Below are 13,330 nucleotides of genomic sequence, written 5' to 3'. Positions count from 1 at the left end.
TATTTTGAGAAGAAAAACTATTTGGATTATCTGACTGGTGAAATAAGTGTGGTAAAATGAGAATAAGAAAATAACGGTATAGAATGAGGGGGTATCATGTTAGGTTTAAACTTTAAAGGAAGCTGGCGCCAATACCAAAAACAGGTCTTGGATCGTTTTCAGGACTATCAAGCAGACGGTCATGTTCATCTAGTGGCTGCTCCAGGGTCTGGAAAGACAACCATTGGTATCGAGCTGATTGCTCGTTTTGGCAACCCAGCCCTTGTTTTAGTTCCGACTGTCACCATTCGTGAACAATGGGTGGACAGGATTCAAACAGCCTTTTTAGAGAACGAACAGAAGATTTCAGATCTCGTTTCCCAAAACTTAAAGGAGATGAAAGCATTAACGATTGTGACCTATCAGGCTTTTCATAGTGCCATGAACCAACTGCAATCACAAGAAGATGGTGAAGAAGAGGATTTTGTGGGGTTTGATTTGCTTGCAAATCTAAGAACTCAGAAAGTTGCGACTCTTTGCTTGGACGAATGCCACCACCTGCGCAATGAATGGTGGAAAAGTCTGGAAGCCTTTCGCAAGCAGTATGGACCGCTGAAACTCATCTCCTTGACAGCGACACCACCTTATGACAGCGATCCTGAACTCTGGGAACGCTATATCCGTATGTGTGGGGAAATCGACCAAGAAATCACGGTACCTGAACTAGTCAAGGAAGACACTCTTTGCCCTCATCAGGATTTTGTCTATATGTGTTCACCAACAGCTGAAGAGGCGGAACGTCTCAAACGGTTTGAGGAGACTAAGTGGGACTATATTCACCACCTTATAGTTGATCCTGATTTTCAAACATTTGTAGCAGGGTCTAAGGTCCTCAAAGGGGATATTTCATCTGATTTGCTCTTAGAAGATCCCAAGTATTTGTCCGCTATGTTGATTTATATGCATTCTCAGGGGTTAACGATTCCTCCCTCTTTACAAAATTTACTGGGAACCCAGAAGCTTCCAGCATTGACCTCCTACTGGCTGGAGACGCTGTTGCAGAGCATACTCTATCAGACACCAGATTGGTATGAGGATCCAGATGGATATAGAAAAAAGTTAGAGGCTGACTTGAAGGCGCGTGGGTTGGTGGAAAAACGTCAGGTTTATCTGGTTAAGTCTAAGGCTTCTGATCAGCTTTTAACCCAATCTCTGGGGAAATTGTCTGCCATTGTCGATATCTTTTTGACGGAGTATGAGAGTCTAGGTCAGGAACTGAGACAGTTAGTACTAGCTGACTATATTCGCAAGGATTTTGCTACCTATCTGGGAGATAATCAGGCAACCATTTCTCAGTTGGGGGTTCTCCCTTATTTTGAAAGCATTCGTCGAAAAGCTCAGGAGCAAGAGATACCTGTGTCTTTGGCTATCTTGTCAGGTAGTGTCGTTATTTTGCCTACCGATGTGGCAGCAGAGTTGAAGGAGCTCTTGCCTCAGATTCCTCTTAGTTTCTCATCTATTGGTCACTTGGATCCAAAAGATTATGTGCAGGTTGGTTTTCCGAGCTCATCTAAGGGAATCGTAGCGGCAGTGACGGAGCTTTTTCAACGAGGGCGGATTCAAGTCCTAGTCGGAACCAAATCTCTCCTTGGAGAGGGTTGGGATGCTCCTTGTGTTAATTCCCTAATCCTCGGAAGCTTTGTGGGGAGCTTTATGCTGAGTAACCAGATGCGAGGGCGTGCCATTCGTATCTGGTCGGGACATCCAGAAAAGACCAGCAACATCTGGCATCTGGTAGCCGTTCAAGCGCAAGCACTTATCACTCTTCCTGGTGAGGAGCCTAGACCAGAGAGCAATCAAGATCTGCAGACCTTGTCGCGACGGATGGAGCATTTTCTTGGATTGGCCTATAATCAGGAGAGTATTGAGACCGGTTTGCAACGCTTGGATTTTCCTAAGCCCCCCTTTAGGAAAAAGCAAATCAGCGAGTACAATGAGCGAGTTAAGAGTCTCTCCAAGGATCGAGCAGGCTTGAGAAAAAAATGGCAGGAAGCTCTTATTGTAGCGGATCAGTTCGAGATAGTTACAGAAGTCGCAACCCAAAAACAGAAGATCCCAGTCATGCTCTTGCTTGATGCATTAAAATGGGTTCGCATGTCATTGCTCTTGTTGGCAGTGGATTTGTTGGTCTTGCTATTTAGACTAAGACTAATCGGTGTTTGGTGGCTTACGACAGCATGTCTTCTCTTTTTGGTCTTTGCATCTTGGCGCTACCTCCGCTATAAGAGTCCCTATAAACGCTTGCAGTCTCTGGGTGAGCAGATCCGAAAGGCTCTGCTAGATTCGGGGCATCTAACGGATGATCAATCCCGTGTTCAGGTAGAGGAGGACAAGGAAAACTACATGGTCTTTGCCTATCTCAAGGGAGGAAGCATGAGGGACAAGGAGTTGTTTGCTCAGACTGTGGGAGAGTTCTTTGCTCCAGTGGACAATCAGCGCTATCTCTTGAAGGCAGAGAAAGTCCGACAAGGTCAGTCACCTTACTATGTCGTGCCTAGTCTTTTTGATAAGCGCAAGGAAGAAGCACAGAAATTCCTTGACTTTCTGAGGCCAACTATCAGACGCTATCACCTCGTCTACACACGAACAGAGGCCGGACGGAAAACCCTTCTCGAAGCTCGTATCAAAGCTCTCTCCAATCAAAACGACCGTACCTTGACTAAGAAGAAGGTTAAAAGCCGGTTGGAGTAGGGGAGGTAGTCCTTCGAAGTTTCGAAGATATGAATCTCCTAAAGTTTATATGCATTCTAAACTTAGAATGGTAAGAAATACATAAATTTATAAGTATTCTAAGCTTCGAATGGTCTATCTGAGAAAGTTTTGAGGTCTTCGAGCTTTCGAATAGTCCTCTTTCCTAAAGTTTAGATGTATTCTAAAGCTAGAAAAGTTAAAATCTAAAAATAGTAAGAGTTTCTATCTGACAGATGGATATGTTTCCAGTCAGATAGGGATTTTTTGTTTTGGAAATAAAAAATTTGCTCTGAGAAGTACATTTTAGATGGAAATATTGACAGTTCAGAGGAAAGGGGCAAATCTTTTAAAGTAACTGTTAGAATGGATTTATAAATTTAAGGGGAAACTCCTTTTTGAAATAATGAAAAAAGAAAGGTTATCATCATGACAAAAACATTCACTATCCATCCGCTAAGCTATACCAACTTTACCAACCGTGAGTTTGAAAGTCTCATGGTAGACACGGGTCAACTACTAGAAGTTTTTGCCAAGGCGCATAAAGGCGAGGATATGTATAGTAAGCACCTTGATTCCTTCAAGAGCAAACTAGCAGACTTCCAAGCTCAACTAGCTATCGTAGAAAAGAAAGAGGCGACTAACTTGACCGAAGTCGATCGCAATCGTGATAGTGCCTTGGTCGGTCTCTTTACCCTTCATCGAGGATTTGCTAAGATCAAGGAGACCAAACTCAAAGAAGCTCATGGGACCTTGAAACCAGTCTTTGCCAAGTACAAGGATATCACCAAGCACAGCAATGATGTGGAAACGGCAGAAATCAAGAGTTTGCTCAAAACCCTCAGTGAAGAACCCTACCAGACAGCAGTTACCAGTCTAGGACTGACCCCTATGCTGATGGCGGTGATCAATGCTCAAGAGGAATATGATAAGGTGGAAAGTCAGGTGCGTGCGCATAAGTCTGCCAAGGAAGTCGGCAAGACCAGACAAGTCCGTAACGAACTAACCAGTATCTACGACCTCTTTATGCGTTATACCGCAGCCAGCGCAGAAGCCTATCCAGAAAAAGAACACCTGACCAAACTCCTCAAAGACCTCAATACAATCCGAGATAGTAAACGAAGATTGAGTGGTTCGAGTAAGAAGGATAAGAAAGTAAAATCAGAAGAAACTACACAAGTAGCAGGATAAAAACAAACGCCTTTAGATATATTATTATCTAAAGGCGTTTTTTGGTGGATTCGTGGTATAATATTAGAAAATAGTAGATGAAATCTAATTCATTTTATATGTGTAAATTCAAGCGTACTATAAACTAGTTGATTAAAGATTGGGAATGCTTATGGAAGAAAATATTATCAAATCTAAGGATAGAGTACAGAAACACGGAGAGGTTTTTACACCTTCATGGATGGTCCAAAAGATGCTAGATACTCCAGGGATAAGGGAGAAAACAGAAGATATTTATGCTACTTTTCTGGAACCATCAGCAGGGGATGGAAATTTTTTAGAGGCAATACTTGAAAGAAAACTCTCTGCTGTGACTAGGAATTATGATAAGAAAAATTGGAAAACTAAATCTTTATTCGCTTTATCATCAATTTATGGAATTGAATATCTTGAAGATAATCTTGAAGTTGCTAGAGCAAGGATGTTTTTGTGTTATTTGGATTGGTATGAAGACTCTTTTGGTGAGAGATTGAGTAGCAATACTGATATCTATAAATCTGCTCATTACTTAATCAAAAAGAATATTGTTAGAGGGAACACTCTGACAAAGCGTCATCCTGATTCAAATGAACTTATTATGTTTAGTGAGTGGAAGCGAGTAAAGGGATACCCTAGTCTTGTTGAAGAAAAACGATTTGCTTTTGCTGAACTTTTTGGTGAAAATATTGATGATGAGGATAAGGTTGTTGAAGGACAACTAAGCCTCTTTGAAGAGTTAGATGAAAATTTGAGTGTTGGCAAAATGGAACAAGTAGTTATTCAAAAGGTTTATACATTGGGAGAATAAAGAATTATGGCTTCGAATTTTGATTTTTTAAGAGTGGACATAGAAACAGCAGAACTCTTTTCAACTATAAATATGGCTGAGAACAACTACACTCAACAAGATTACGAGGGTGTGTTGACTAAAGTTCGTAAAGTTGCTGAGAATACAGCAATCCTATTTGCTAATCGTGTATTCATTGAATTACCATTACATTCTACTTTTCATAGGACGTTACAAACTATCAAATCTTATATTAAAAATAAGGCAGTAGTAGATGCTTTTTTTGAAATTAAAGGGCATGGAAATAATTCAGCTCATGAACTAAATCCTAAAGATGCAACGCAAGAGAATGCATTAAAGTCGTTAAAGTTAGTTTATATGATTTTAGTTTGGTTTGTGACTGAGTATGTTGATAAACAAATTAAAGTCTCTTTGTATGAGAATTTCTTAGAACCTAAAGCGCAAGAGCGTTATACAACGGCAGAACGCAAGTTTATCTATGTTCAGACTGTGAATAATGAAAGTGGGAAATTTGCTGCTTATGAAGGGGCTCAAAAAATTGGAGAAGGGTCTATAGCATCTGACGATATTGAAGCAGACTTGACCCCTAATAGTGAGTTTTTACGTAAAATAGCACCTAAAAGAATTAAGCAATATATGACAACTGCTGGACTTCATTTTGAACTTGGATGGGTTGAGCTAGCTTATAAAAAATCTACAAAAACTTGGTTTCATGATCATGACGTCCATGAAGTTTTAAAACGGTCAGGAATTAAACACCCTAAAGAATTAGCAGGTAATGAATGGTTTAAGACTGATTTAGAGACAGCTAAGGAAGCTATTAAAGCAGTAAAAAACGGAAGGTCATTTATTAGTGATGTACCGGCTGAATATATAGCAGATAAGTCGGATATTATTCTTAGACCCGAACAAAATGCTGCAGTGGAACAAACTCAAAAAACTTTTAAGAAAAAAGATCGAATGCTTTGGAATGCCAAGATGCGTTTTGGTAAAACCTTAACCTCTTTGGAGCTTATTAAACAAGAACGATTTCAACGTGTTCTGATTATGACACATAGACCAGTAGTTCGTGATTCATGGTTTGAAGACTACAAAAAAATGGATATGGCAAACGCTGGGTATTTATATGGTTCAGTTGATGAGGGGGAAAAACTTTCAACACTGAAAAAGGGAGACAATCCCTTTATCTATTTCGCTTCTATTCAACTCCTCCGGTATAAAGGTGCTCAAACTAATCTCCCTGAATTTATTGATATAGACTGGGATTTAATCATTATTGATGAAGCACATGAAGGAACTCAAACTGAACTAAGTGATACAGTCATGAAAGCTTTAGTTAAAGAAGGTCGCACCAAGATTCTAGAATTGTCTGGTACACCATTTAACCTTCTTGATCAGTTTGCACCTGAACAAGTCTACACTTGGGACTATGTTATGGAACAACAAGCCAAACTAAAATGGGACTTGGAAAATCCTGATCAACCTAACCCTTATGAACAACTTCCAGAAGTGCTTATGTATACTTTTGAGATGAAACATAAGGAAAAATTTACCGATGAAAATAAAGCTTTTAATTTCCGAGAATTTTTTAGAGTTGATGATAAGGGAGAATTAGTTTATAAAGCAGATGTTCGACGTTTTTTGGATAATATTACTAACCCAAATAGTGACACTAATTATCCTTTTTCAACAAAAGAGTATCGTGAAGAATTACGTCATACTCTTTGGCTAATGCCTGGTGTAAAAGAAGCAAACGCCTTCGAAAAACTTTTAAAAGAACATTCTGTATTTGGAATGGACTATGAGATCGTAAATGTTGTCCGAAATGATAAGAGTGATAATGTTTTGGATAGTTCAGATGATGATCTTGCAAAAGTTCGTAATGCTATAACTGATGACCCTTCTAAGACAAAGACCATCACTTTAACTGTTCGTAAGTTAACAACAGGAGTCAATGTTCCTGAATGGACAGCAGTCATGTTTCTTTCTAATACAAGTAGTTCTATGAATTATTTGCAGGCTGCTTTTCGTGCACAAACACCTTTCTCTCATGAAAAATTGGGTATGAAAAAACGTTGTTACATCTTTGATTTTGCTCCAGACCGAGCATTAACAGTTATGGCTGAAAGTGCTCAAATTAATTCAGGAGTAGGTAAGAAAAATACTCAGCAACAAAAACAAGCAATGTCAAATCTGCTCAATTTTTTACCGATTCTGGGTAAAGGCGATAATGGAATGCAACCTTTTAATGTTGACCGTATGCTTACGCAAATTAAAAAGGTCTATGCTGAAAAAGCAGTTCGTTCAGGATTTGAAGATGATAGTCTTTATAATGATAACCTTCTAACACTAACTACTGATGATGCTGAACATTTTAATAAACTGAATGAAATTGTTGGTAAAACCCAAAAACAAAAAATACCAAATAAAATACCTGTTAATACTCACCATCTGACAAATGAAGAATATGATCAGGCGGAAAAAGCTAAGAAAAAGAAACCTCGTGAGCGTAGTCAAGAAGAAAAAGAGGCAATAGAAAAACTCAAAGAGGCTCGTAAACAACAAAAAACGATGATTTCTATCTTAAGAGGAGTTTCTATTCGTATTCCAATGATGATCTACGGAATGGATGTCGATTTAAGTAAAGATATCACTATCGAAGATTTTATCAAAGAAGTCGATGACGAATCTTGGAAAGAATTTATGCCTGCTGGATTCTCAAAAGGCATGTTCAAAGATATAACCAAGTATTATGACGCAGAGGTCTTTATTGAAGCAGGTCGAATCATTCGTCAACGAGCTAAATCTTTTGATAGTCTTGATTTTATTGAACGTGCCGAAGAAGTTGCAACCTTATTTGGTAGCTTCAAGAATCCCGATAAGGAAACTGTTTTGACACCATGGCGCGTGGTCAATATGCAAATTTCAAAAGGTATTGGTGGCCTTAATTTCTATGATGATAACTTTGAGTCAATGACTGATGGCGCTAAGCCAAATCTTCATTGGGTAGACACAGATGTTACAGGTAGTGTTTACCATCCAGAAACTAAAATCATTGATATTAATGCTAAGACAGGCCTCTATCCTTTGCATGCTGCTATGAGTCTTTACTATCAATATGTTCAGAATAATGATGATAATTACTTTGATGCCGACAGTGTCTATCGTGGAATATTAGAAAACAACATTTATGCCATTGCAAAAACACCAATGGCTAAGACCATTACAGAAAGAACTTTAACAGGCTATAAGAAATATAGGACCAATGTAGCCTATATTGAAAACTTTTCAAATACTTTAAAATCAAGTATTGAAGAGGGTAAAAAATTAGTTGAGGAGGCGTTTAAAAACGTGAAATTTGATGTAGTGATTGGCAATCCTCCTTATCAAAATGAAGGAATAGGGGATGTTGCTCGTGATGAGCCAATTTATCATAAATTTATGGATTTAGCTTATGAAGTTGCAGATAAAGCAGTTTTGATTACACCAGCTCGATTTCTTTTTAATGCAGGGCAAACTCCAAAAATGTGGAATAAGAAAATGTTAGAAGATAAGCATCTTCAAGTCATTTATTTTGCTCAAAAATCTGAAGAAGTATTTCCAAATACAGATATTAAGGGTGGAGTAGCCGTTACTTACCGAGATACCAAGAAAAACTTTGGAGCCATTGAGACCTTCACACCAGTCGAATGGCTAAACGAATTGTTCCATTTGGTACATCATAAAGTAAAGAGATCATTTAATGAATACCTATTTGGAAAGAGTAGTTACAAATTTAGCGCTAATTTATATAATCGCTATCCAGAATTGAGAGGCAGAGTTTCAGTTGCAGAAGAAAAATCGATTGGTTCTAATATTTTTGAAAGATTACCAGAGATATTTTCGGACGAAAAGCAATCGGATAGTCAAGTTGGAATTTATGGGCGCTTGAATAATGAGCGTGTGATAAAATGGATTGATGCTGACTTAATTGAACCTCATTCCAATTTGAATAAATACAAAGTATTTTTACCTGCTTCTAATGGAAGCGGGGCGATAGGCGAAGTTCTATCGACCCCACTCGTGGGTACCCCACTCGTGGGTACCCCACTCGTGGGTCACACACAAACCTTTATTTCTTTTGGTGCATTTGAGACTAAAAAGGAAGCTGAGAACTGCTTGAAGTTTATAAAGACAGATCTAGCTCGTGCAATGCTAGGGACACTCAAAGTAACACAACATAATCAATCAAAAGAGGTTTGGATCAATGTTCCTTGGTTCGATTTTAATGATTATTCTATTATCGATTGGTCAAAATCTGTTAAAGAAATAGAAGAAGAGCTTTATGATTACTTTAATGTACCAGACTATATTATTGCTGAGTTGAAAGCTAATGTTAGAAGGATGGACTAGAATAGAAGAAACGTCTAACTAGGACATTAATTGGTCACAATCAATTGCTGAAATCAATCAGCGATTGTATCGAAAATATGAGCTAAGTGAAGAAGAAATTATGTTCATTGAGGAAAATGTAAAAGAAATGGGGTAAGGATGGATATTTCTGCCGTTTATCGTATGGAGTTAATTGAAAAATTAGATAAAACGATTTGGTCAAAATATAGTAGTTACAAAAAGGTTGAGCAATATGTGAAATTAAATCAAACTTTATATGATAATTTTGGAAATGCAAACTTTGATATTGTTTACGCGAACGACAACATTCAATTATTTGATACGTTAGGAAATATTGCTCAAAATGAACCTGAAGTGTTAATAAAAATGGCCATTGATTTGGGGATTGAAACTCCTGACTTTATACCCTCTATCCCAACTTTTCGAAATAAAATAAAGGACGATTATAAGAATGCTTCAACTAGCTTTGAAAAAGCATTTCAGAACATTGAGAAAAACCCAGCTGACGCAGTTGGAAATGCAAACTCAGTGTTAGAGAGTATTATTAAAGAGATTTTATCAGATAGCCGATTTTCTCATATATCTGTTGTTTCAAATGCGAGTAGTAAGAAGTTAGTCCAAGAGATATTAAAAGTATTTCAACTTAACCCAGATAGCCCCGAATTACCAAGTCAAATGAAACCTATCTCATCTTCATTTATAACAGTTGCTAAAGCAATAGAGGATTTAAGAAGTGATAATACTCTTTTTCACGGTCAGGATTCTGAAAAGTATTTGATTTCGGAGCCCTTATATGCTTATTTTGTAGTTAATGCCTGTGCGACTGTTGGTCTGTTTTTAATTGATTTCTATGAGAAAAAATTTCCAAAAGTGCAAATGTTGAATGATGATATTTTCGATGAAGAATTACCATTTTAGATGGTTTAATATTAGATTCTGAAAGGAAAAGAAATGTTACTTTTTTCTACAATTTTAAAGATTGATAAGTCATTGACTAAAGACGGGTTTTTAAGTCTAGTGATTGAATGGAATCAAGGAAGTCCACATGAAGATAATGTTATACGTAATTTGAAGTGGGATGGATCCTATAATCAAAAATTTGGTGATGAAACAATCTCTCTTGAATTTAAAGAATACAGAAATGAAGAAATCGTAGCTGTAAGATATGTAAAAAAATTAGATGATGGTATCATTTGGAAAACAGATTATATCATGAACTTTAAGGACTATAAGATGTCAATCATGTTAGATCGTAGTTTTACAGAAGATGCTATTGGTGTTGATCCTTTATTTTCTACTCCTTATTTTATCAGAATTTTGATTGAGAAGGGATACGTGCTTACTGATGGTGGTTTACCAGTGATTATGAAACCACACTCAATAAGTAAAAAAAATTGTAGCCTTTTGCTAGATGTTGTAAATAATGTTCAGGCATACAATTTACCCATTATTTATGTTTCAAAGACACTTTCGAATAGTAACCCAATCGATGTTAATAAATTAGCCTATGATCTTAAGGGGGTTGCACATGTTCTTGTACAAGAGAATGTTGATTCAAATGTTGATTCAAAAGAAATTTTTTGTGAATTTTATAAAACTGCTATTGAGGTCAATGGTGCCATTGGTTTATATTTTCAATCTGATAGGGTAAGTAATAGAACAGTTCCTTTTCATAAAGGATTTGATTCAGAAGCTATTAGACAAGGAATTGTTAAGGCGGTTGTTAATTTTACTAATCAGCAAAATATTAATCCTCTGTACACATGGGATGGTGTATCAACTTCTCTTCTTCGAGATCGTTTTGAAAGTCAAAAAGTTAAACGTACCAAAGCTGAGAGAACTAAGGAGGAGATCGATGAACTTCTAGATATATTTAGTAATGATTTTGATGCTTTATCAGAAGAAAACAGTCGTTTACGTAGTAATATTTCTGACTTAGAACATGAATTAATCTATTACAGAGATCTTTTCAATAATAACCAAGAAAGTGATAGTAGCTTTCTGTCAAGTGGTTCTGAGAAGGAATTTTTTCAAGGTGAAAAAAAGGAATTTCTTTTGTCAGTTTTGAGTGATATCTTACAGAATATTCAAGATGGAACTCGCAAGAAACATATCATTCAAGATATTATCCAACAGAATATCGGCGAGAACATTCTTAATCATAAGAGAGATGAAGTTAAGCGATTGTTGACAAATTATAATGGCTTGAATGGGAAATTGAAGCAAGATTTAAAACAATTAGGATTTTCTGTTTCTGATAATGGGAAACATTACAAACTAACTTATTTCAATGATAACCGTTATACTATTACCATGGCAAAAACACCAAGCGATGGAAGAGCAGGTAAAAATAATGTTTCGGAAATAAATAAGAAAGTCTTTTAGAATTGATCTTGTTCTCATTGATTTAATAAATAGGAGCATGACAGGATTCGATACGAAACTAAAAAAGTTTTTATCGAATGCTAAAGCGTGATCATAAAACAAGGATATAGCAAAGGAAGTGTGCTTATGAAGTCAAATGAAAATGAAGAAAATCAAACAAGTGTAGGAATAACATTGATCTCGCATCATGATTTTACTAGTGATGTGGATGAAGTAGCTTGGGATTTCTATCTCAAATATTATGGGGAAAGTTTATATAAAGAGGGAAAAAGATTTCTTTTCTCAAATAAAGTGGAATCAATCGAAGTTAACGGAGATGTGTCTTTTAATATAGATTCTATAGTCTTTAATAAAAAGACTAAACTTTATGAGTCCACTTTAATGTATGCAGAAGTTTCTGAAGAACTTAAGAGTTCTCTTATGGTCATGCGTTATTCTCCAATGAACATCAGTATTTTACCAATGACTGGTGGCTTAAATAACACAAAAAAATCTTTAGGGAACGATAGATTTGATACTTTTGCTTACTTTATTAATCAATATTATGAAGGCTTTAAAACTCCCATTATTAATGCTGGTTCTCAAAATATGTGTATAGAAAATCGTTTGGAGTTGCAGGATTTTTTGGATAGCTATAATACTGTTGGAGAGTTCTTTGCAGATATCTATGGTATTGATGAAACATTTGTTAGCGAATTGATAGAATCAGGTAAGTCTCCAATAAAAAATATAGAAGACTACTGTAATTACATAAAATTAGCTCATAAGTACTGGTGTTATAGACTTAACCATGAGAAAATGACAAATTTACTAGATGATCAAAAAATTATACAATACAAAAGTCATTTGAATACCATTTTAAAAGAGATTGAAATACTAGAAAATAGTATTAATAAGAAATAAAGCATACTTTAAGAGTCTACTTCATAGAATTGTTACTTTGTTTCCATATTTCCTGGAAACGGATAGAAAACAAGGAGAAACATGGAACAAACTAATCAAAAATCCCAGTGCCAACAACTCTGGGCTAGAAACAAATATCTCGTTTTGAGTCATTCTAGCAATATTTACAATGAGATTCGTCAATACTTGAAGAATGAACAGGTGGAGCTGAGTCTGGTTCAAGAGATGATAGACCGAGCTTGTCAAATCCCAGAGCACAGGGGTCAGGTTTGCAACGCTTTTCAGCATATTTGGGGCTATTTCAAAAAGAAAGCGACAGATGTTGAGCGCAAAGACTACATGCTCTTGTTGGATCGCTACCGCTTTGGTCAGGCTTCTAAGGAAGACTTGATTGCTAAGACTCGAGAGTTGCTGGATTGCTATCCCAATACCTACTTGCAACATTCAACGTTACTGAAAGGAGACGCCCATGAGACTTTGGCATGAGGCTTTGATTTCACGACTTCCACGTCCGCAGCTTTTAGGCCAACATCGAGAGTGCTGTGCTCTGCGTGGCAATGGCTGGGGCAGAAAGCATGCGACGGTGGACTATGTCTTTACCCACTCGCCCTATCAACTCTATGCTTATCATCTCTTGATCATGAAGGAGATGGCTGACCGTGGCTACAATGTCAGTCCGGAGTGGCTGGACAAGGACTACCGTGGTAAAACCTGTCCTCCTTATCAAGACTTGCCTGAGGAAAAGTTGGGGAATCCCATCTATAGTGAGCATGATGCAGGATACTATGAGGAGTGTCTGGCTAATCTCCGTGACAAGGGGGTAGAGCTGGAGTAAGAGTATGGATTAGCTCCACTTTATAACTCTTTTCGTATTTTTTCGAATAATAAAAATGAGACCTTTAGAAT

9 protein-coding genes are annotated in these 13,330 nt (G+C 37.0%); all 9 read left to right on the top strand.

Going from position 1 to position 13,330, the window contains the following annotated elements; all coding sequences use genetic code 11:
- Positions 1-96 precede the first annotated feature (96 nt).
- Positions 97-2,730 (top strand): DEAD/DEAH box helicase family protein, encoded by a 2,634-nt coding sequence (locus tag ACLV7H_RS07785; RefSeq protein WP_411866836.1) that lies wholly within the window; start codon positions 97-99, stop codon positions 2,728-2,730.
- A gap of 426 nt (positions 2,731-3,156) precedes the next feature.
- A complete protein-coding gene (locus tag ACLV7H_RS07780) occupies positions 3,157-3,918 on the top strand; it encodes a DUF6261 family protein (RefSeq protein ID WP_411866835.1) in 762 nt (253 codons plus the stop codon).
- Positions 3,919-4,069: 151 nt separating this feature from the next.
- The gene (locus tag ACLV7H_RS07775) at positions 4,070-4,744 is read left to right on the top strand and encodes a methylase (protein ID WP_411866834.1); all 675 of its coding nucleotides are present in this window, start codon (positions 4,070-4,072) and stop codon (positions 4,742-4,744) included.
- A 6-nt stretch (positions 4,745-4,750) separates the two neighbouring features.
- Positions 4,751-9,136 (top strand): Eco57I restriction-modification methylase domain-containing protein, encoded by a 4,386-nt coding sequence (locus ACLV7H_RS07770; RefSeq protein ID WP_411866833.1) that lies wholly within the window; start codon positions 4,751-4,753, stop codon positions 9,134-9,136.
- A 138-nt stretch (positions 9,137-9,274) separates the two neighbouring features.
- Positions 9,275-10,054: an abortive infection family protein gene (locus tag ACLV7H_RS07765; protein ID WP_411866832.1), complete on the top strand. Its 780-nt coding sequence runs from the start codon at positions 9,275-9,277 to the stop codon at positions 10,052-10,054.
- Between the two features lie 33 nt (positions 10,055-10,087).
- A complete protein-coding gene (locus ACLV7H_RS07760) occupies positions 10,088-11,521 on the top strand; it encodes a hypothetical protein (protein WP_411866831.1) in 1,434 nt (477 codons plus the stop codon).
- A gap of 126 nt (positions 11,522-11,647) precedes the next feature.
- Positions 11,648-12,424 carry a hypothetical protein gene (locus ACLV7H_RS07755; RefSeq protein ID WP_411866830.1) on the top strand — a complete coding sequence of 259 codons (777 nt, stop codon included), beginning with the start codon at positions 11,648-11,650 and terminating at the stop codon, positions 12,422-12,424.
- 81 nt (positions 12,425-12,505) lie between these two features.
- On the top strand, positions 12,506-12,910 hold the full coding sequence (locus ACLV7H_RS07750) for a YbgA family protein (RefSeq protein ID WP_411866829.1): 405 nt from the start codon (positions 12,506-12,508) through the stop codon (positions 12,908-12,910).
- The gene (locus ACLV7H_RS07745) at positions 12,894-13,259 is read left to right on the top strand and encodes a TIGR02328 family protein (protein ID WP_411866828.1); all 366 of its coding nucleotides are present in this window, start codon (positions 12,894-12,896) and stop codon (positions 13,257-13,259) included. Before ACLV7H_RS07750 ends, ACLV7H_RS07745 begins: the two co-directional genes overlap by 17 nt.
- Positions 13,260-13,330 lie beyond the last annotated feature (71 nt).

It is taken from the genome of Streptococcus oralis (genome assembly GCF_965111685.1).
GTDB lineage: Bacteria > Bacillota > Bacilli > Lactobacillales > Streptococcaceae > Streptococcus > Streptococcus oralis_B.
Note: the sequence above shows the minus strand (reverse complement) of the source record. Positions and strands in the feature narration are given on the sequence as shown.

Bases quoted from the DNA above. Each gene is read 5' to 3' on its own strand.
- ACLV7H_RS07785 (WP_411866836.1), top strand. From the start codon at position 97: ATGTTAGGTTTAAACTTTAAAGGAAGCTGGCGCCAATACCAAAAACAG.
- ACLV7H_RS07780 (WP_411866835.1), top strand. From the start codon at position 3,157: ATGACAAAAACATTCACTATCCATCCGCTAAGCTATACCAACTTTACC.
- ACLV7H_RS07775 (WP_411866834.1), top strand. From the start codon at position 4,070: ATGGAAGAAAATATTATCAAATCTAAGGATAGAGTACAGAAACACGGA.
- ACLV7H_RS07770 (WP_411866833.1), top strand. From the start codon at position 4,751: ATGGCTTCGAATTTTGATTTTTTAAGAGTGGACATAGAAACAGCAGAA.
- ACLV7H_RS07765 (WP_411866832.1), top strand. From the start codon at position 9,275: ATGGATATTTCTGCCGTTTATCGTATGGAGTTAATTGAAAAATTAGAT.
- ACLV7H_RS07760 (WP_411866831.1), top strand. From the start codon at position 10,088: ATGTTACTTTTTTCTACAATTTTAAAGATTGATAAGTCATTGACTAAA.
- ACLV7H_RS07755 (WP_411866830.1), top strand. From the start codon at position 11,648: ATGAAGTCAAATGAAAATGAAGAAAATCAAACAAGTGTAGGAATAACA.
- ACLV7H_RS07750 (WP_411866829.1), top strand. From the start codon at position 12,506: ATGGAACAAACTAATCAAAAATCCCAGTGCCAACAACTCTGGGCTAGA.
- ACLV7H_RS07745 (WP_411866828.1), top strand. From the start codon at position 12,894: ATGAGACTTTGGCATGAGGCTTTGATTTCACGACTTCCACGTCCGCAG.